At 24.9% G+C, this 21380-nt stretch carries 20 protein-coding genes; 16 read left to right on the forward strand and 4 right to left on the reverse strand.

Annotated features, from left to right (window positions below; all coding sequences use genetic code 11):
• From AWT72_RS03900 to AWT72_RS03915, 4 genes are all read right to left on the reverse strand, one after another.
• Positions 1-251: transposase (locus AWT72_RS03900; RefSeq protein ID WP_082680531.1), on the reverse strand; the 251-nt coding region annotated here is incomplete at its 3' end.
• 105 nt (positions 252-356) lie between these two features.
• Positions 357-1307, reverse strand: coding sequence for a sugar-binding transcriptional regulator (locus tag AWT72_RS03905; RefSeq protein ID WP_067141118.1), 951 nt, complete (start codon positions 1305-1307; stop codon positions 357-359).
• Entirely contained in the window at positions 1304-1609 is a 306-nt protein-coding gene (locus tag AWT72_RS03910; RefSeq protein WP_067141122.1) for a PTS sugar transporter subunit IIB, read from the reverse strand. The genes AWT72_RS03905 and AWT72_RS03910 overlap by 4 nt, the downstream gene beginning before the upstream one ends.
• A 23-nt stretch (positions 1610-1632) precedes the next feature.
• A complete protein-coding gene (locus tag AWT72_RS03915; protein WP_067141125.1) occupies positions 1633-2976 on the reverse strand; it encodes a PTS transporter subunit IIC in 1344 nt (447 codons plus the stop codon).
• Between the two features lie 383 nt (positions 2977-3359).
• Here AWT72_RS03915 and AWT72_RS03920 point away from each other — a divergent pair, with 383 nt between their 5' ends.
• The 16 genes from AWT72_RS03920 to AWT72_RS03985 all read left to right on the forward strand — a co-directional run.
• On the forward strand, positions 3360-4292 hold the full coding sequence (locus tag AWT72_RS03920) for a phosphotriesterase family protein (RefSeq protein WP_067141128.1): 933 nt from the start codon (positions 3360-3362) through the stop codon (positions 4290-4292).
• Between the two features lie 8 nt (positions 4293-4300).
• Complete coding sequence (locus AWT72_RS03925) at positions 4301-4948, forward strand: orotidine 5'-phosphate decarboxylase / HUMPS family protein (protein ID WP_067141131.1); 648 nt, start codon at positions 4301-4303, stop codon at positions 4946-4948.
• A gap of 8 nt (positions 4949-4956) precedes the next feature.
• On the forward strand, positions 4957-5865 hold the full coding sequence (locus AWT72_RS03930; protein WP_067141134.1) for a transketolase: 909 nt from the start codon (positions 4957-4959) through the stop codon (positions 5863-5865).
• Between the two features lies 1 nt (position 5866).
• Positions 5867-6880, forward strand: coding sequence for a transketolase family protein (locus AWT72_RS03935; protein WP_067141137.1), 1014 nt, complete (start codon positions 5867-5869; stop codon positions 6878-6880).
• 19 nt (positions 6881-6899) lie between these two features.
• Positions 6900-7556, forward strand: coding sequence for an L-ribulose-5-phosphate 4-epimerase (locus tag AWT72_RS03940; protein ID WP_067141139.1), 657 nt, complete (start codon positions 6900-6902; stop codon positions 7554-7556).
• Positions 7557-7775: 219 nt separating this feature from the next.
• On the forward strand, positions 7776-9272 hold the full coding sequence (locus AWT72_RS03945) for a sugar ABC transporter ATP-binding protein (RefSeq protein WP_067141142.1): 1497 nt from the start codon (positions 7776-7778) through the stop codon (positions 9270-9272).
• A gap of 9 nt (positions 9273-9281) precedes the next feature.
• Complete coding sequence (locus AWT72_RS03950; protein ID WP_067141145.1) at positions 9282-10268, forward strand: ABC transporter permease; 987 nt, start codon at positions 9282-9284, stop codon at positions 10266-10268.
• 9 nt (positions 10269-10277) lie between these two features.
• Positions 10278-11255: an ABC transporter permease gene (locus AWT72_RS03955; protein WP_067141148.1), complete on the forward strand. Its 978-nt coding sequence runs from the start codon at positions 10278-10280 to the stop codon at positions 11253-11255.
• A gap of 37 nt (positions 11256-11292) precedes the next feature.
• Entirely contained in the window at positions 11293-12291 is a 999-nt protein-coding gene (locus AWT72_RS03960) for an autoinducer 2 ABC transporter substrate-binding protein (protein ID WP_067141151.1), read from the forward strand.
• A gap of 20 nt (positions 12292-12311) precedes the next feature.
• Positions 12312-13814, forward strand: coding sequence for an FGGY-family carbohydrate kinase (locus AWT72_RS03965; protein WP_067141154.1), 1503 nt, complete (start codon positions 12312-12314; stop codon positions 13812-13814).
• A gap of 103 nt (positions 13815-13917) precedes the next feature.
• Positions 13918-15519 (forward strand): xylulokinase, encoded by a 1602-nt coding sequence (locus tag AWT72_RS03970; protein ID WP_197407605.1) that lies wholly within the window; start codon positions 13918-13920, stop codon positions 15517-15519.
• Positions 15520-15909: 390 nt separating this feature from the next.
• Complete coding sequence (locus AWT72_RS03975; protein ID WP_067141160.1) at positions 15910-17073, forward strand: Fic family protein; 1164 nt, start codon at positions 15910-15912, stop codon at positions 17071-17073.
• Positions 17074-17675: 602 nt separating this feature from the next.
• Positions 17676-18890, forward strand: coding sequence for a hypothetical protein (locus AWT72_RS03980; RefSeq protein ID WP_067141163.1), 1215 nt, complete (start codon positions 17676-17678; stop codon positions 18888-18890).
• Between the two features lie 130 nt (positions 18891-19020).
• Positions 19021-19155: a hypothetical protein gene (locus AWT72_RS10065; protein ID WP_306765422.1), complete on the forward strand. Its 135-nt coding sequence runs from the start codon at positions 19021-19023 to the stop codon at positions 19153-19155.
• A gap of 98 nt (positions 19156-19253) precedes the next feature.
• Positions 19254-19415, forward strand: coding sequence for a hypothetical protein (locus AWT72_RS09455; RefSeq protein WP_156413075.1), 162 nt, complete (start codon positions 19254-19256; stop codon positions 19413-19415).
• A gap of 300 nt (positions 19416-19715) precedes the next feature.
• Positions 19716-21380 (forward strand): DUF262 domain-containing protein (locus tag AWT72_RS03985; RefSeq protein ID WP_067141167.1); only part of this gene is annotated, 1665 nt, incomplete at its 3' end.

Genomic DNA, 21380 nt, shown 5'->3' on the forward strand with positions numbered 1-21380 from the left:
CTTACTTTTTTAGATTTATTTCCATTACGGTAATTATCTCTACTTTCATCTTGTCTATTTTTTTCTAAACCAATATGGTCATCCATTTCGGCTTCCATCATCTCTTTTAGTGTATTTCCTAACAAGTCTTTAAGAGCATCTTCGATATCTCTAACACTAGAAATATCATAATTATCAAGTAGTGCACGGACTACTTCTTTTTTCCCCTCAGTAGGTACTATTTTATGTACCTCTTTTTTTCTTTTAACCATAAGAAAAATCCTCCTTGATATATTTTATATTATATACCATAAGAGGATTTATTCAACCCTTATTTTTGATTTTTGAGAAGTTACAGACTTTTTACCGCACTCTCATTATTTAGAAAATTCAGTATCAAGTTCTATTATTTTTTTTGCAGTATGGTAATCTGTTATTAAAGTTGAAATCATATTTGAATTTAATAATCCTAATATTGCTTCTGCTTTGTCTACCCCTGTAGCAATAGCAACTCTATTTACTTTCTTATTGAATAATAAGTTTCTATCAACCGCAATAATATTATCATGTAATTTTGATTTTATTATACAACCGTTTTTATTAAAGAAATATCCTAATATATGACCCACTGCTTTCTTCTTTAATAACTCATTATAACTTTTTTTATCAAGCACATTACTCCATGATAATAAATTTCCAACACCAAGTATGGCAAGATTACATTTTTCACCTAATTCAAGAGTTTTTTGTAATAAATTATTATCGACAATAGAATTTTTTATAGAATTATTTTCTACATATAATGGTACAGTAGTGTGGACATATTGTGCCTTAAATTTATAAGCAAAATCTTTTGTTATTTCAGAACCGAAGTACAATGGGTTATTTATATTAATGTTTCCTGCTAATTGAATTATTTGAATATTTGTAAGATTTTTTTTTACATATAGTTCATCAACAACACCTCTTAGTGTTTTTCCCCATGTAACTCCTATAAGCATATTATTTTTAGCGATATTTTTTATATAATTTGCTGCTAATTGAAAAGTTTTAATATTTGCTTCTTCAAAATTATCATAATAAGTTTGTGCAATTCTAATATGTATTGATTTAAATTTTTTATTTAATGTTTGTTCTAAATTAATATCTCTTTCTAAAGGACTTTTAATTTTTATTTCTATTATTCCAAGATCTAATGCTTTTTTTAAAGCTCTAGATATTTGTGGTCTAGAAATGAATACTTCTTTTGAAATTTCTTCCTGTGTTTTTTTATCTTCATAGTACATTTTGGATATTTTTATAAGTAAGTCATAGTCTTTCAAATTCATAGAGAATACTTATCCCCAAAATATTTATTTATTGAATTAACAAAGGTATTGTCTAATTCTTTTATATTTATTAAATTTTTAGTTGTAGTAATTTTTGCAGAACATGATTGTGGGATTATTTTTGCCCATTCAGGAGTAGTTATTATTAAATCGCAGTTATTGATATAACCCATAGCCTCTCCTGCTGCACAAGAATTAACTTCAACATCGACATTATGATTACTAGCTATTTTTTTTAAATTAATTTTTAATAATGTACTTGTTCCCATTCCGTTACCACATATACATAAAATTCTAATCATATTTTTCTCCTTTTTAAATAATGTTAACCTGCTATAGGTAAACCTAAAAATGATCCAATAAATTTAAAGATATTTATTATTAACCACCATATAGAAACATAATCTGCACTTCCTTGCCACCATTGCATATCCATCACTTCTATTATAAACGCAGAACCAACAATTTGCAATACCCCAGTTATTAAACAAAAAACTATAGCAGCTTTATATCCACCATATTTATTTGCAAAAATTGCTATAGTAGCATTATCAAAGAATAAAGGGATAAATCCAGGTATTATAAATATTGGGAAACTAAATATAATTAAAAATCCTAACCCTAAAATTTGTCCAATTGTACCAAATAAGAATCCAAGCAAAACAGCTTTAGGTGAAAATGCAAATATAGCAGCACAATCTACTCCTGCAACAGCCCCAGGTAAAATTTTATCAGAAATACCTTTAAATGATACCATTATTTCCCCAACAAACATTCTAACTCCTGCTAATAATATATAAATATCAGCGGTTAATATTACAGAAATCCATGTTAAGAAAGTAAATGTGTTAGTTAAAGTTTTTTGATTTAATGCTTCACGTAATGCTTGAATACCATCATTACCCATGATTATAAATAATGTACCTACAGATATAAACATTATTATTAATGTAGCTATAACATTATCTTGGAAAACATTTAAAGATTCTGGTAATTTTTTATTTTCAATATTATCTTTTTCAGGATTTCCAAATAAATGTGAAAATTTAGAAGCCAGATAACTTATAAACATTTGTTGATGTGCTACTGTAAAGTCTGCACCAGTTACTTCATTTGTTGGTTTTATTAATAAAGTTGAACCAACGCCTTGATATATAGCTGTTATAATAGAAGCTATTATAATAGTAGGTATCATATTTAAACCTAAAAATCTCCACACTATATATGTGCTGATACCTGCTTGAACTAACATAACATTTCCTGTTAAAAATATAGATTTTATTTTTGTATATTTTCTAAATATAACAAATATAATATTTAATAAAAAAGTTAATAATAAGGTATATATTCCCCAAGTGGCTCCAGTACCACTACCTAAAATAGCATCCATTTTATTATACCCATTAATCATTGTAGGATATGTATTAAGTCCTGCTCCCTGTAATTTAGTAGCAATTTTTGTTACATTGATAATAGTATTGAAACGACTTATAAGTCCTCCAGCCCCAATACCTAAAATAAGAATACCAATAGATGCTTTAAATGCTCCTACTAAAGATTTACTTAGTTTTTCTCCTGTTGCTAAGTATCCTATTAAAACAATTATTCCCATTAATATAAATGGTTGACCAAAAATTTGTTTTAAAAATAAATTTAAAATGTAATCCAAAATATACCTCCCAAAATTTTAATTTAATACCAAACTGTAATTTACAGTGAAAGTTTGATTATATATACATGACCTATTTTATTACTATATTTTATCATGTTAAATAAAAAGGTAAATATTAATTAAAAAATTTATGAACAAATGTTCAAAAAAAATATATTAACTCTTTTGTTAGCTAATAAAAATGAATAGAATTATAATTAGAAAAAATAAAATTTAAAAATAAATAAAGGTATTAAAAAGTAAAAGTTCTTATTTTATAGAGATTTAATCAAAAAAATATGAACAAACGTTCAAAAAAAAATCAAATGTGTTGAATTAATATTTAATGGTGTTAAAATTAAATTAATACATGACGAAATAAAATTTAGGGGGAAATTATTATGGCTAAAATTAGAACAATATTAGGAGATATTGACGCAAAAGAGATGGGTTATACGATGCCACATGAACATATTTTAACATCACCAAAAGGGCATGGAACAAAAGTAGAAGAAGATCATTTGTTAAATGATTTAGAAAAGGCAATTCAAATGTGTAAAGAATATAAGGAAATTGGGGGTGGAACAATAGTTGAAGCAACACCTGAATCATGGGGTAGAAATGTCCCAGGAATGGTTGTAGTATCAAAAGAAACAGGAGTTCACATTATAGCGTGTACAGGTTATATATGTGAAGAACATGGAACAATGAAGGAAGATGTTAAAGATAAAACAATAGATGAAGTTGCAGCAGGGTTTGTAAGAGATATAGAAGTTGGAATGGATGGAACAACATATAAAGCAGGTTGGATAAAGGCAGGAACAGCATACAATCATATAACAGAAGCAGAAGAAAAAGTTATAAGAGCAGGTGCAAGAGCTGCAACTAAAACAGGTGTTTGTTTACATTTTCATACTGGTGTTGGAACAATGGGATTAGAAATAATAGAAATACTAGAAGATGAAGGATTTGATTTGACAAGAGCAATTATATCACATGTTGATAGAAATCCTGATTATTGGTACCATAAAAAAATGTTAGAAAAAGGTGTTTCGTTGATATATGATGGTCCAGGAAAAGCTAAATATTACCCTGATTCAATGAGAGTAGAATTAATTAAAAAAGTTGTTGCTGATGGTTATGAAAAACAATTAATGATTTGTAATGATATGGGAAGAAGATCACATCATACAGTTTATGGATATGGTCCAGGGTGGCAATTTATAAAACAAAAATTTTTATTAAGATTATTAGAAGAAGGTTTAACAAAAGAAAATATTGATAATTTTATGATACATAATCCCGCGAGAATGTATTCTTTAATAGAAAAATAGGAGGATTAATGAAACCTAAAATACAATTAGCATTAGATGTTAGAGAGTTAGACAAAGTTTTAAATATTTGTGAATCTATAATTGATGATGTTGATATAATAGAATCAGGAACTCTACTGTGTTTATCAGAAGGAATGCAAAGTATAAAAACACTTAAAAATAGATTTCCAAACACAAAAATATTAGCTGATATAAGAATAATGAAAGCAGGTAAAGTTTTATCTGAACTTGCATTTGATAATTGTGCAGACATTATTACTTTAATTAGTGATGCAACAGATGAAACATTATTTGCGGTAAAAAAAGTATGTGATGAAAGAAAAAAAGAAGTTCAAATTGAAATTAATGATAAGATAGATGAGAGAAAAATAAAACTTTGGAAAGAAATAGGAATAAATAAATTAATTTTGCATAGAATGTCAGAGGTAGTAAGTGCTGATGAAAATTCAACTATTTCAATATTAGAGTTACTTGAATATTTAACAAAAAAAGAATTTGAAATTATGATAACAGGTGGAATTTCTATAAATGAAATTAAACTATTTAAAGATTATAATATAGGGGCATTTATATTGGGTAGAAGTATAGTTAAAGCTGATGACCCTAAAAAAGCAATAAAGAATTTTAAAGTGGAAATTGATAAAAATTTTGAATGAGGTTAATTATGAAAAAAAATTATGATGAAATAAAAAGAATAGCAAATTATACTAGACAGTTAGTTTTAGGATTAACCATTGAAAAAAATGGCTGTTATTTATCACAAGCACTTTCTTCAGCAGATATTTTTGCATCGCTATATAATAATATAATGAATATAACAGAAAGTAAAGGTAAAATGATACCAGATCCTATAAAAGGATTACCTGGTGATTTTGAAACTTACCATACTGGTGAAATATATAATGGAGAAATAGGCTCTGATTATGATAGATTATTTATATCTCCATCACATTATGCAGCTACAGTTTATGCATCGTTAGTATCTTCAAATAGAATGTCAAAAGAAGCATTAAAACAATTTAATACAGATGGAAGCACAGTAGAAATGATTGGAGCAGAACATTCTCCAGGTTTTGGATTAACAACTGGTTCTTTTGGGCAATGTATATCACAAGCTGCTGGAATTGCATATGCTAGAAAATTAAAAAAAGAAAAAGGAAAAGTTTATGTGTTTTTATCAGATGGTGAATTACAAGAAGGACAAACTTGGGAAGCAATGCAAGCTATAGCATTTCATAAAATAGATAATTTAGTAGTTTATGTTGATGTTAATGGACAACAAGTTGACGGAGCAACAAAGGATGTTATGAATATAGAACCAATAAATAAAAGATTTGAAGCATTTGGAGCAAAAGTATTGATTGTTGATGGGCATAATATTAAAGATTTATGTGAAGCTAGTAAAAAAGAAGAAAAAGGAAAATCATTAGTTGTACTTTGTTATACAAATCCATGTGAAGGTTTACCTTTATTAAAAGAAAAAAAGCCTAAATTACATTATGTTAGATTTACTGAAAAAGAAATGCCTAAATATGTAGAAGTATATAAAAATATGAATTTTGGAAGGGAATAGTATGGAAATATTAAATCAAGTACATAATAATAATTTGATAAAATGGGCGAAAAATAGACCAGAAGTTTTAGTTTTATCAGGAGATTTAACTGGATCAACAGAAATAGATTTGTTTAAAAAAACTTATCCAGATAGATTTATATCTATGGGTTTGGGTGAACAAAATATGTTAAGTTTTGCAGGAGGCTTGGCTAGGGAAGGATATATTCCATTTTTACATACATTTGCAGTATTTTTATATCGTAGACCATATGATCAACTTGCAATGAGTGTATGTTATCCTAATTTAAAAGTCAGAATTTTCGGGTTTTTACCAGGATTAATGACTCCAGGTGGAGTTACTCATCAAGCTATAGAAGATATAGCAACATTAAGAGGTTTACCTAACTTAACAATTTTAGAAGTCGGAGATGCTACTGAAGTTGAATCAGTATTAGATGCTACTGAAACAATAAATGGACCAGTTTATATAAGAATGCTGAGAGGAGAAATACCTAGATTATTTGATAAATCAGAACCTTTTAAAGTTGATAAGGTTAGAGTAATAAATGATGGAGAAGATATAACATTATTTTCTAGTGGATCTTCAACAGAAGAAGCTATGAGAGCAATAGAAATAATAGAAAGTAAAGGAATTTCTGTAAGACATGTTCATGTATCTACTTTAAAACCTTTTAATGATAGCGAGATATTAAATTCTATAAATAAAGCTAAATATGGAATAATAACAATGGAAAATCATAATATTATTGGTGGATTAGGGACTTGTGTATCAGAAGTTATGGCTCAAAATGGATGTTCAAAAAAATTATATAGAATAGGGATAAAAGACAGATACGGATTTGGATCTTCATTTAATTATTTAAAAAAGAAATATGAAATAGATGCTAGAGCATTAATAAATAAAATAGAAGAAATAATGAATGTGAATTTGAATATAAGTGATAATGAAATAAAAGAAGTAAGAATTCAAACGATTAAATCTATACCTAGTGATCAATTAGAAGCATTATAGTATAAATGTAGGGGGAAATATGTTATTAATGGAATTAAGAAAAAGAGTTTATGAAGCTAATATGGAACTTTTATATAATAATTTAGTTAGATGGACTAGTGGAAATGCAAGTGCAATAGATGAAAAAACTAGATATGTTGTTATAAAACCAAGTGGGGTTAAATATAAAGATTTGAGTCCAGAAAATATGGTGATAGTAGACCTAGAGGGGAATATAATAGAAGGAGATTTAAAACCTTCTGTTGATACAGCTTCACATTTATATGTATATAGACATAGAAAAGATATTGCAGGAATTATACATACACATTCACCTTATGCTACTTCATTTGCAGTTAGAGGAGAAGATTTGGAAATATTTACTACAACATCAGCGGCTCAGTTTGGAAAAACTATAAAATGTTCAGGTTTTGCTCTTATAGGAGAAGAAGAAATAGGTAAGGAAATAATTGATAAAATAGGAGATAATTCAGCAATTTTAATAAAAAATCATGGAGTATTTACTATTGGTAATTCAGTTGAAAGTGCATTAAAATCAGCAGTTTTGCTAGAAGAAACAGCGGAAGTTGTTCATTTTGCTAAATTAAGAGGATCAATAAATAAATTAGATAAAAAAATTATTGAAGAAGGTTATAGAAGATATCATTCACAATATGGACAAAAAAATAATGTATAAAATTTCAGAGAGTATTTTAAATATTTACTTTCTAATTTTAGAATATGATATTAAAGATACAAAAATGTTGAAAGTTAGGACAATACAATAATAAAAAGTTGTAGAAAATTAATAAAAATATAATATTTGATAAAAAAGTAAAATAAAATTATTTTTTACATTATCAAGTGAAAATCCATATATACAATTATGTTAAGTATTGTAAAAAAGGAGGACATTATGAAGCGATTTTTCTTAGAGTTAAAAAATATTTCAAAAACATTTCCAGGAGTAAAAGCACTTGATAATGTTAGATTTGATATATATCCAGGAGAGGTACATTCATTAGTAGGTGAAAATGGTGCAGGTAAATCTACATTAATAAAAATAATAACAGGTGTATATCAACCTGATAAAGGTTCAGAAATATTTATTGAGGGGAAAAAAGTTTCTATAAATAGTGTTATAGATTCTATTAGAATGGGTATATCAGTAATATATCAAGATTTTAGTTTGTTTTCTAATTTAACAGTAGCTGAAAATATTATGATTAATCAATTAATAGAGAGAAAATCTAAATTAGTTAATTGGAATAGAATAATAAAAAAATCACAGGATGCATTAAATATAATAAAATCTGACATTAATCCAAGAGAAAAAGTCGAAAATTTATCTATTGCAAAGCAACAAATGGTTGCAATTGCAGGAGCTGTTGCTCAAAATTCAAAAATGATTATAATGGATGAGCCAACATCAGCGTTATCAAGATCTGAAATAGATAACTTATATACAATAATAGATAGGCTGGTCAAAAAAAATATAGCAGTAATGTTTGTGTCGCATAAAATGGATGAATTATTTAGATTAAGCGATAGATTTACAGTATTTAGGGATGGGCAATACATAGATACAATTAATAAAGGGAATATTAATAGAAAAGGTTTAATTAATAAAATGGTAGGACGTAATGTTGAAATTATTAATTATGCAAATATAAAAGAAAAATCAGAGATAGTTTTAGAAGTTAAAAATTTAACGAAAAGAGGAAATTATAAGGATGTAAACTTTAAGTTATATAAAGGAGAAGTTTTAGGAATAACTGGTCTTGTAGGAGCGGGACGTTCAGAAATGATTCAAAGTATTTTTGGAATAACAAATGCAGATGAAGGAGAAATTTATATAAATGGGAAATTAGTTGATATAAAACATACATGGGATGCAATATCTCATAAGATAGCATATGTTCCAGAAAATAGGCAAACCCAAGGATTAATATTAGATTATTCATTAGAAGACAATATCTCATTGCCAGTATTAAAAAAATATGTGAATAAATATGGTGTTGTAAATAAAAAAAATCAAGGTGAAAAAATTCAAAAATTAATGGATAAACTTGATGTAAGACCAAATAATAAAACTTTGTTAGCGAAACAACTTTCAGGAGGAAATCAACAAAAAGTTGTAATTTCTAAATGGTTAGGGACAAATGCTGAAATAGTTATTGTTGATGAACCAACAAATGGTGTTGATATAGGAGCTAAAGTTGAAATTCACAAAATTTTAAGAGAATTAGCAGAAAGTGGGAAATCTGTAATTGTTATATCATCAGAATTGCCGGAAGTTATGTCTATTAGTGATAGAATCCTTGTGATGAGAAGAGGGAAAATAAGTGGAGAATTTATTAATAATGGTTTAACACAAGAAATGATAATGGATAAAGCAGTAGCTAATAATTAAGGAGGGAAAATGATTAATAGATTATTAAAACAAAAAGAAACTTTACTTATATTAATAGTAATAATTCTTTCTACAATTATAGCGTTAATAAATCCTACATTTTTAAAAATAGAAAATTTTGTTGATTTAATGAAAGGAAATTCTGTTTTAGGTATAATGGCATTAGGGATGTTAATAGTTTTAATATCGGGAGGTATTGATCTTTCTATAACTGGAATTATAACATTAACATCAGTTATAACGGGAATTTTATTAAGAAATACAACATTTAGTTTAGGGTTGATAATATTAATATGTGTACTTGTAGGAGGTTTTGTAGGATTAATTAATGGTTTAATTATTACAAGATTTGAAATACCACCAATAGTAGTAACTTTAGGAACAAATAGTATATTAATGGGACTAATTTTATATGAAACAGAGGGTAATATGATAACAGGGTTACCGCAATGGTTTAAAAATTTTGGAGTACTTTCTATATTTAAAATCGGGAATTTAAAATTACCAATACAAACATTTCTATATTTAATAGTATTTTTATTAGTGTTTTTATTAATAAATTATACAGTTATAGGTAGAGGGTTTTATGCAATTGGAGGTAATGAAATTTCTGCAATGAGAGTAGGATATAATGTAAAACTAATAAGAACATTAGTATATGTTTTTAATGGTATGCTTGTAGGATTTGCAGGAATAATAAATACTTCTATAGTACAAGGTGTAAATCCTAATACTTATATAGGAACAGATATGCTAGTTATTTCTATTGCTGTAATTGGGGGAGCCAGCATTTTAGGTGGAGTAGGAACAGTAACTGGGACACTTTTAGGAACAATATTAATGGCAATTATTAATAATGGTTTAATATTGGCAAAAGTTCCTACATTTTGGCAAAAAATAGCAATGGGAGTAATTATTTTAATTGCCATTTCTATTGATATTTTGAATTACAAAAAACAAAAATTAAAACTTATTAAAGTTGATATTGAGGATTAGGAGTAGGTTATGATAAAAAATAAATTTAAAAAATTATTATTAAAATCCGAAGGTATGCTTTTTATTATATTTTTAATAACATTTTTTGGAGTTGGATTATTTAACCCAGAAAAATTTTTAACAATAAATAACTTGACTTCTATGGCTTTTCAAATACCAGAATTAGGTCTATTAGCATTAGCTATGATGGCTATAATTTTGACCGGAGGAATCAATTTATCTATAGCGGCAACCGCTACATTTTCAAGTATAATAGGAGCCTTATTTTTAAGAAGTGATTTTGCAAAAGCTAATCCAATAATTTCTATTTTAATAACAGTTATAATAATAATGTTAGTATCACTTGTCGCAGGAATAATAAATGGATTTTTTGTAGCTTATGTGGGAGTTACAGCAATGTTAGCAACATTGGGAACAATGACTTTATTTGAAGGGATTGGTCTAAATATTACAAAAGGGGGAGCAGTTTCAGGCTTTCCATTGGAATTTATAGCAATAGGAAATAAAATATTTCTAGGGATACCTATACCTATGATGATATATATAATAGTGTGTATTTTTAGTTATTTTTTATTAGAACGTTCAGCATTTGGAATTAAAGTTCATATGTTAGGAAGTAATAGTGTTGCATCAGAATTTTCAGGAATAAATGTAAAATGGGAAATATTTAAAATATACTTATATTCTGCAATTATGAGTGGAATTGCAGGAATTATAATGATGTCTAGATATAATTCGGCTAAAACTGATTATGGTTCATCATACTTAATGCAAGCAATTACAGTAGTTGTATTAGGTGGAACAAGTATTACAGGAGGTCATGGAACAGTTCTTGGAACAGTAATATCGGTATTGATTATACAAGTTGTATCAACAGGATTAAATATAATAGGTATTAATAGAAATATAGTTGATATTGTAATAGGTGGACTTTTAATATTAGTGTTAATAGTTAAATATTTTATAAAAAAATATAAAAATGAATAAAAAAATTAATATGTGGAAACACAAGAAGGAGAGAAATATGAAAAAAATTAGTAAATTTGTTACACGTTTCGTATCAACAATTTTATTATTAGGTGCATTTGTTGCATGTGGTAAAAAAGAAGAGATTCAGACTGCTAAAAAAGAAAATAAGAAATTAACTATTGCTATTATGCCTAAATTAGTAGGAATTCCTTATTTTAATCAAACAAGTGAAGGAGCTGAAAAAGCAGGAAAAGATTTAGGGGTAGAAGTAATATATACAGGTCCTACAAAAGCAGATGCTGCAGAACAAGTTAAAATGATTGAAGATTTGATCAATAGAGGAGTAGATGCTATTGCAGTTGCTCCAAATGATCCAGCAGCGGTTATACCTGTATTACAAAAAGCAAAAGCTGCTGGTATAGTTGTATTAGACTGGGATACTCCAACAGATATTGCAATAGTTGATGCTTCTGTTCGTCAAATTGATGATAAAGAAATAGGAGAAAAAATTATACAAAAATTAGTAGAATATATGGGAACAGATGAAGGGGATTATGCAATAGTAACTGGTGGATTATCAGCAGAAAACTTAAATAAGTGGATACAATTTGGATTGGATTATAGCAAAGAACATTATCCAAAATTAAATTTGGTAACAGATAAAATACCTACTGATGAAAAACAACAAGAGGCTTATTCAAAAACTTTGGATTTAATTAAAGCTTATCCTAATATTAAAGGAATTGCAGGATATTCAACTGTAGCTCCATTAGGAGTTGCTCAAGCTATAAGAGAAAAAGGATTACAAGATAAAATTGCAGTAGTAGGAAATGCAGTTAAAGAAGATGCTCAAGATTTTTTAAGTGATGGTTCATTAGATGCTGGTGTATTATGGAATCCAAAAGATTTAGGATATTTGACAATAAGTGTTGCTAAAGCTTTGTTAGAAGGTAAAGAATTAAAAGATGGTATGGAAGCTGAGGGATTTGGTAAAATTTCAGTTAAAGAAGGTAAAATTATAATAATGGGACCATCTTCAGTATATGAAAAATAAAAAAATAGGGGTGATGCTAGATGAAATATTTATTAGGAATAGATAATGGAGGGACATTTTCAAAGGCAGCATTGTTTGATGAAAATGGGAATCAAATATCTATGCATAGTGCTCCTACTACAACTATTACTCCTAAAATTGGGTACGTAGAAAGAAATATGGATGAATTATGGGAAATCACAGCACAAGTTATAAGGAAAACTATAGAAAAAAGTAATATAGATCCAAATCAAATTAAAGGAGTATCTTTTTCTGGACATGGAAAAGGTTTATATATGGTAGATTATAATGGAAACCCTGCGTATAATGCAATTGCATCAACAGATACAAGAGCATGGGAAGAAGTGAAAAAATGGTATGAAAATGGTGTGAATATTAAAGTATATGAAAAAACTTATCAAGAAATATTGGTTACACAACCTGTTAGTTTATTATCTTGGATAAAAAAAAATAAAAAAGAATTATTAAAAAATGTTAAATATATATTTTCAGTAAAAGATTACATTCGTTATAAAATTACTGGTGTTGCAAATGGTGAATATAGTGATTTTTCAGGATCTAATTTGATAAATTTAAGAACAAAGAATTATGATATAGAATTAATGTCATTATTTGATTTAGAAGATTGTTATGATAAATTACCCCCTTTAAAACATTCAATAGATGTATGTGGGTATGTTATTAAAGAAGTGAGTGAAAAAACTTTACTTCCTGAAGGGACACCTGTATCTGCTGGTATGTTTGATGTCAATGCTTGTGGAATTGCATCTGGGTTAATTAATGAAAAAGAAATGTGTATGATTGCAGGTACTTGGAGTATAAATGAATATATTTCTAAAAAACCAATTTTAAATGGGACCATACAATTAAATTCATTCTTTTGTATACCAGATTATTATCTTATTGAGGAAAGTAGTCCAACTTCAGCTGGGAATATGCAATGGTTTATTGAAAAAATTATGAATTATGAAAAAGAAAATGTTGAGAATATATATGAATTAACAAATGAAATGGTTGAATCAATAGAACCGCAAGATACTAATGTAATTTTCTTGCCATTTTTAAATGGGTCTAATGTTAATCCATTAGCTAAGGCAACATTTATAGGTTTAACTTCATATCATGAAAAAAAACATATGTTAAGAGCTGTTTATGAAGGCATAGTTTTTTCGCATATTACACATATTAAAAGATTATTAAAAAATAGAGAAAAACCAAAATCAATTAAATTATCTGGTGGTGCTGCAAATTCAGATGTTTGGGTTCAAATGTTTGCAGATTCTTTACAAATACCAATAGATGTTATAGAAAATAAAGAAATGGGAGCACAAGGGGCTGCTATATCTGCTGGAATAGCTATTGGAGTATATGAAGATTATGAAAGTGCAATAAAGAGAACAGTTAAAATAACAAAAACAATTTATCCTAGATTAGAATATAAGGAAATATATGAAAAAAAATATAATATATATAAATCCGTAATTGAAAACCTTAATAGTGTATGGGATAAATTTGGAAATTAAAATAAATTAAAAACTGATTTCATTAAAATTTTACTGATATATTGAAATGAAATCAGTTGTTTTAGTATTAAAAAAGAATACGATGTTAAGAAAGAGAGTAAAAGTGGACGAAAATATAAAAACATATATAAAAAATGGTAAAGCCATTTTAGGGATAGAATTAGGTTCAACAAGAATTAAAGCAATACTTATAGATGATAATAATATGCCTATTGCATCTGGTGAATTTAATTGGCAAAATCAACTAATTGATGGTATATGGACTTATGATTTGAAATATGTTGAAAAAGCCTTATCAAATTGTTACATGGATTTAAAAAGAAATGTATTAAAAAAATATAAAGTTACAATAACAAATCTGAAAGCACTAGGTATTAGTGGAATGATGCATGGTTATATAGTTCTTGATAAAAATAATAAACCAATAGCTCCTTTTAAAACTTGGAGAAATAATATTTCAAAAGAAGCAAGTATTAAGCTAAGTAATTTATTTAATTATCCCATTCCTCAAAGATGGAGTATAGCACATTATTATCAATGTATGTTAAATAATGAAAAATATGTTAAAGATGTTTGTTTTTTAACAACTTTATCAGGGTATGTTCATTATTTGTTAACAGGAGAAAAAGTTTTAGGTATAGGAGATGCATCTGGTATATTTCCAATAGACTTAAAAACAAAAGATTATAATAAAGTTATGATTAAACAGTTTAATGAATTATCTAGAAAACATAAAATAAATAATGATATATATAAAATAATGCCTAAAGTTTTAATTGCTGGAGAAAATGCAGGGATATTAACAAAAGAAGGTGTTAAATTACTAGATAAAGAATCGGACTTATGTTCAGGTATACCTATGGCAGCACCTGAAGGTGATGCAGGAACAGGAATGATTGCGACTAATACTATCAAAGAAAAAACAGGGAATGTATCAGCAGGGACATCCATATTTGCTATGGTAGTATTAGAAAAAGAATTATCTAAAATTTATGAACAAATAGACTTAGTTACTACTCCTACTGGTAAATTAGTTGCTATGGCACATTCTAATAATTGTACAACAAATTTAGATTCTTGGATTAATTTGTTTATGGAAGTTATAGAATTAACTGGGAATAAGGTAAGTAAAACAAAATTATATGAATTATTATATACAAAAGCTTTAAGCTGTAAAGAGATAGAAGATGGGATAATGAGTTATGGATATATTTCTGGAGAACATATGACAGGGTTTAGTGAAGGAAGACCATTATTAGTTAGAAAACCAGATGCTTTATTTAATATTGCAAATTTTATGAGAGCAAATTTGTTTACTACACTAGGATCTATTAAAATAGGTTTAGATATACTTTTAAAAGAAGAAAATGTAAAAATAGAAAAATTATATGCACATGGTGGATTATTTAAAACTAAACTTGTTGGGCAAATGTTTATGTCTGCTGCCATAAATTCATATGTTTCTGTTGGAGAAATAGCTGGAGAAGGAGGAGCGTGGGGAATTGCTTTATTGGCTTCATATCTTGTTAATAAATCTAAAAGAGAAAAATTAGAGAATTTTTTAGATAATAAAGTATTCGTGTTAAATAATAAAGAAACAGTTATAAAAGCTCCTAAAGAATTAGTTGAATCTTTTGAAAAATTTATGATAGTATATAAAAATTGTTTAGAAATAGAAAGAAGTGCAGTAAATTGTTTAAAATAAATAATATATATTTAAATAATGATATTAAAGTTGAAGTAGTAATGATACCAAATAAAATCAAAGAATAAATTAAATAAATATTATAAAGGGGAATTAAAAAATATGATAAAAAAATTATAGAGTATGCTTTGAAATGGATAAATTTTACGATATCAGTAATAAATACAACTTTTTCTAGTCTTTCTAAAATGTTAAAGTTAATAGAATAATATAATAAAAAATATAAAAATAATAATTAAAAAAATGTGAATAAATTGATTATTTTAAGGAATGTAATTTTATAGATTATATTCCTTTTTAAAATAAATAAAAAAAATACTATTTTTTTTTACTTAAAAATTGTATAATGAATTTAAGTAAAATAAAATTAATTTAGAAAGTGAGGGTCTTATGAAATTGAAAAATAATAGAGCAGGTAATTTAAAATACATGAATACAGGATACACAACATATATACCTAATAAATTATCTAATATAAATATAGAAATAGATAATAAAATGAATTTATTATTAAATAAAGCATATTTGTTATTAGGTAGATTAGATGGTATAACTATTACATTACCAGATATAGATTTATTTGTTTTAATGTATGTTCAAAAAGAGTCTACACTTAGTTCCCAAATAGAAGGAACACAAGCATCTTTAATAGATGTGTTGCAAAAAGAAAGATTAGAAAATAATAAAAATAATATAAAAGAAACAGAAGAAATAGTTAATTATATAAAGGCAACAAAATTTGCATTTGAAAAATTAAAAGAATTACCTTTATGTATGAGATTAATAAAAGAAGTACATAAAGTATTATTATATAATATTCGTGGTAGTGAAAAAGAATTAGGAGAATTTAGAAATAGTCAAAATTGGATAGGTTATACAGGATGTAATTTAAATACAGCAACATATATACCACCAGCAGTAGAATATATGACAAAAGCTTTGTATGAACTTGAGGAGTATATAAATAATGAATCTAATATACCCAATATTATAAAAATAGCATTAATACATTATCAATTTGAAACTATCCACCCATTTCTTGATGGCAATGGAAGAATAGGAAGATTACTTATAATATTGTTTTTAAAAGAAGTAGGATTAATAAATTATCCTGTATTATATTTAAGTTATTATTTTAAAAAGAATAGAAGTGAATATTACGATTTACTTATGAAAGTTAGATTTGAAGGTAAATATGAAGAGTTTATTAAATTTTTCATAACAGGAATAATAGAGGTGTGTAAAGATTCATTGAAATCTATACGAGATATATTAGAACTAAAAAAACAGGATATTGAAAAAATTAATGCAATAGGAAAAGGGAATATTCTAAATTTATTAAAAATATATGACTATTCATTAAAACATCCATTTTTAAATTCTAAGGATTTAGAAAATGAATTTGATATTAGTAAACCAACTATAAATAAATTATTAGATATATTATTAGATTTAGGAATATTTGAATTAGTAGATAAAGATAAAAAAAGATACAAGGAATATGTATATAGAAAATATGTGGATATATTATCTGAGGGGACAGATGTAAATTAAAAAATATTTAAAAACTATAATAGCAGAAAAAGTTATATTATTTTTTAAATTCTAAATAATTACTAAATATGGAGTAATTCTTAGTAAAATATGATGAAAAATATATGATTGTAGATTTATTCAACTGTTTGGAAATTCCGAATAATTCAAAAATAAAAGTATAGAATGTTTGAAATAGTTAAAATTTTATGGAATAAAAAATTAATAATTATTTAATATAAGCGGTGAATAATGAAATTTAGTTTTGAAGAATGGAAAGAAAAATATAAATGCTCTAAAAAATATTTTGAAAGTTAAATATGAAATTGATGAAGAATACAAACTAATATAAATAAAAAGATCTATGTTTATTCATGTGTTTATTTAATTTGCTAGAATATAAGAGTATAATATGTTAGAATAGGTTATAGATATTAAATTTTAGTTGAAATATTTGTTAATATATAGATCATAATTTAAAAAGTTGAGATATATAATTTAGTTTACTAAATGTAGAAAATAAACATAATGATCCTAAATATGCTTCTATAATTGGAATGTATTTTAATAATATTGAAAATATTAAATTCACAGAATTTAATAAAATAATTTAGAGGAGGAGTATGGAAATACAATTTATATTTACAAGTAAAAATAAAAATAATGAAAGTGTTGAAAACTTTTTGTCTGAACACTTTATTTTATGTCCTGAAAATATATTTGAAATAAAATCATTTGAAATGGATAAAATGCCAAAATATAAATTATCATTAGAAAAAGTTGGAATAAATGCAAGATATTTAAAAATATATTTTGAAAATTCAGAAGAAGATTTTGTGTATATGGTAAAAATATTAGAAAAAATAAAAGAAATAATAAAAAAAAATAAAAAAGGCAATTTTAATGTTACAATATCTTATGATGGTGTTTCTGAATATTTATGTAATTTGTTAGATGCTAAATTTAATAAGTTTGAACGGAAATTAAAGCAAATTATATATATTATACTATTAAAAGCATATGGATCAGATTGGGTAAAAGAAACGATAAGTAAAGAAAAGCAAAATCAATTAAGAAAAGAAGAAAATGTTTCTAAATTGATTGAAAGCGGATTGGATAAAATGACTTATGAAGATTATAAATTGTATTTATTTGATGAAAGAAAAATATCAATTGAAGATAATTTGATTTTAAAATTTCAAAATAAAAAACTAACTGAATTGTCAAGTTTTGAATTGAAAAGTTTAGAAGAAAAATCAAATCCATATACTTTGTGGGATAAATTTTTTGATAATGATAATAAAGAATTTAATTTGAAAGAAGAAATGAATTATTTACAGGATGTACGAAATATAATTTTTCATAATAAAGAAATAAAATTATTGGAATATGAAAAAACATTGGAAAAAATAGAGAATATAAATATAAAATTAGAAAAAGTTATTGAAGTTATAGAAAAAGAAATTTATGATGATGATATTATAATTGAAATATTGTATAATGATATCAGTACTTCAATTAAAATGGGTGAAACAATGAAATCTTTAATTGATTTTCAAACTAAATTAACTAAAATTATAAATTTACCATTACAGAAAATGAAGATTGATATTTTAGAACATCAACAAAAAATATCAAAAATGACACAATCATTTATATTGCCTAGAAGTATATTAAATATTAGTACTGATATTTCAAAAAAGCAACAAAGAATTTTTGATATAACTCAATCATTATCTAGATTACCTAATATTGGTTTAAATACAAGTATGAAGACTATAAATAAATCTATATTAAATAATGAGATTATAAAAAGTAAATTTAATGCTAAATATTAGAATATTAATTTTATAATGTTTTTCTTATTGAGAAAATAAATAGAATAGATAGAGTAAATAAAATGAAAGATTATAACATAGAAGATATATAAAAATTAAAGCCCAATTATTAAATTGGATATTTAAACATATGTTATTAGAAATGAATGGTAAGGTATTTTTGAATATGTTTTCAGGGACTGGTATAGCTTCTTCAAAAGTATTGTTAAATTTTGCAAAAACATATAATAAATATAAAATTAATAATGAGTTAAAATTATTATAAAAAATTGAAATAGTAAAGATGAATATTTAAAAAATATATATACACTAACAAGATTAGAATTTTTAACAAGTATAGCATTGGTACAAAATTTTGGAAATATGGATATAAGACCAAATTATTCAATTGATAATGAAGGAAACCGTACTTTTACTGTAAGAGAAGGAATAGGAGATATTGAAGTTTATGATAAAAATTTTGATATATTAGTTGGGGTAACTTTATTAAAAAATAAAAATAAATTTATGATTGAAATACAATAATAATACATTTGAAAAAATTAAGAGAAAAAGCAAAAAAATTGTTTTAGTTTATTTATTGTACTAAGTATTCATGTAGGCACAAAATATAGAGAAAATATAGATATAGTTTCTTAAAAAACAATTAATTTTACACATAATATAAGTAATTTTAATAAATTAAAGAGATTTTTAATTAAATGATTTTTACAAATAAAAAATATAAACTATGAAATAAGCAATTTAAAAAATGTATAAATAACTAATAAAGTATAGTATTATCAAATTAATTATAATGAAAGTAGAAGATGTGGAGAAATAAATATGGATGATAAAACATTTATGCCAAGTATTTGGAGTGTAGAAAAATTATTTAATAGAGTGTTTGAAATACCTGTATATCAAAGACCATATTCTTGGGATAAAGAAGAGGTAGAAACATTAATAAATGATATAATAGATTCTTATATTGAAGATAATAAACAAACATATTATGTTGGTAATATTTTAATAAAAGATAAAAGGGAAAAAATAAATGGAGAATTTATTAAATATGAAATAATAGATGGACAACAAAGAATAACAACATTAAATTTAATATTATTAGCATTATATACATTAATAGATAAAGATTCAGATGATGAAGTTTATATAAATATAAGAAATTTATTGTGGAAAAAATTAGAAAGAAAAAATATTAAAGATTTAAGAACTATGAATTTAGGTAATTTAGAGCAAGAATATTTTGAAAATTTATATAATGAATGTTTTATAGAAAAAAATAATATTATGGATACAATAGAAAATATTAAAAAGACTAATATATTTACAATAAGAATAAAGAATAATTTTTTAATTATAAGAAATATAATTAAAGAAAGAATAATGGGGAATGATATTCAAAATTTATACAAATTTTCAGATTTCTTATTAGCATATATAAAAGTTTTAGCTATTGAAATAGATATGAAAATGACTAAAATATTTTCTATTTTTGAATCAATTAATAGTAAAGGTAAAAAGTTAGAAGAAATTGATTTAATTAAAAGTTATATATTTTCAGTAATAGATTTTAAGAAACATGACATATACTTAAAAAAATGGGGACAATTAATAGAAGAAACAGAAGATAATTTAGAAGATTATTTATATGTTTATATAAAATCTTTTGTTAAATTTTATAGACAAAACATAAAAATAAAATCATTTAAAGATATTATTAAAAATAAATTGAAAGAAGATTATGGTATAGAAAATGATTCTTGTGTGTTTGAAAAATTATTAGATGATATGTTAAAACAAGTTAAATATTATAAAATGTTAACAGATATAAATTTATCTAATAAATTAATTAATAATAATGTTTTTAAATTTTATCATAAAGCATGTATAAATCTATCATATAATCATCCAAAACCATTATTTATGAGATTATTTTCTGAATATGCCAAAGGATATATAGAAAAAAATGATTTGATAGAAATAGTAAAAGAAATAAGTGTGTTTATGTTTAAATTTATAACAATAGTTGGATTAGACAGTAAAGATGTTATAGAATTATTTTCGGATATAATGGGAAACATATATGAAAAAGAAATAGATGAATCAATAGATAAAGAGAAAATTAAAAATTTAATAGCATTAAAATTAAATAAAGAAAATATAGATAATGAATTATTACATAAAAAAATATCTACATATGATGCTTACAGTAAATCAAATGTTACAAATGTATTATTATCACTTTATCAATCATTAGATAAAGATAGAGTTTCTTATGATAAAGCAAATTTATATTTACTGGATAAAGATAAAATTTCTATTGGATTGGATCATTTAATGCCCCAAAATCCTAATCCAAATGATATATACTTAAAATATTATGTTGAAAATAAAAAGTTAATTTTAAAAGATTGCCATGATTTTCCAAAGGAGTTTGAAACTGGTCAAAATTATGAAGATTTTAAGAATAAAGTATTAAATAAAATA

The sequence above is a fragment of the Oceanivirga salmonicida genome (assembly GCF_001517915.1).
GTDB classification, from domain to species: Bacteria; Fusobacteriota; Fusobacteriia; order Fusobacteriales; family Leptotrichiaceae; genus Oceanivirga; species Oceanivirga salmonicida.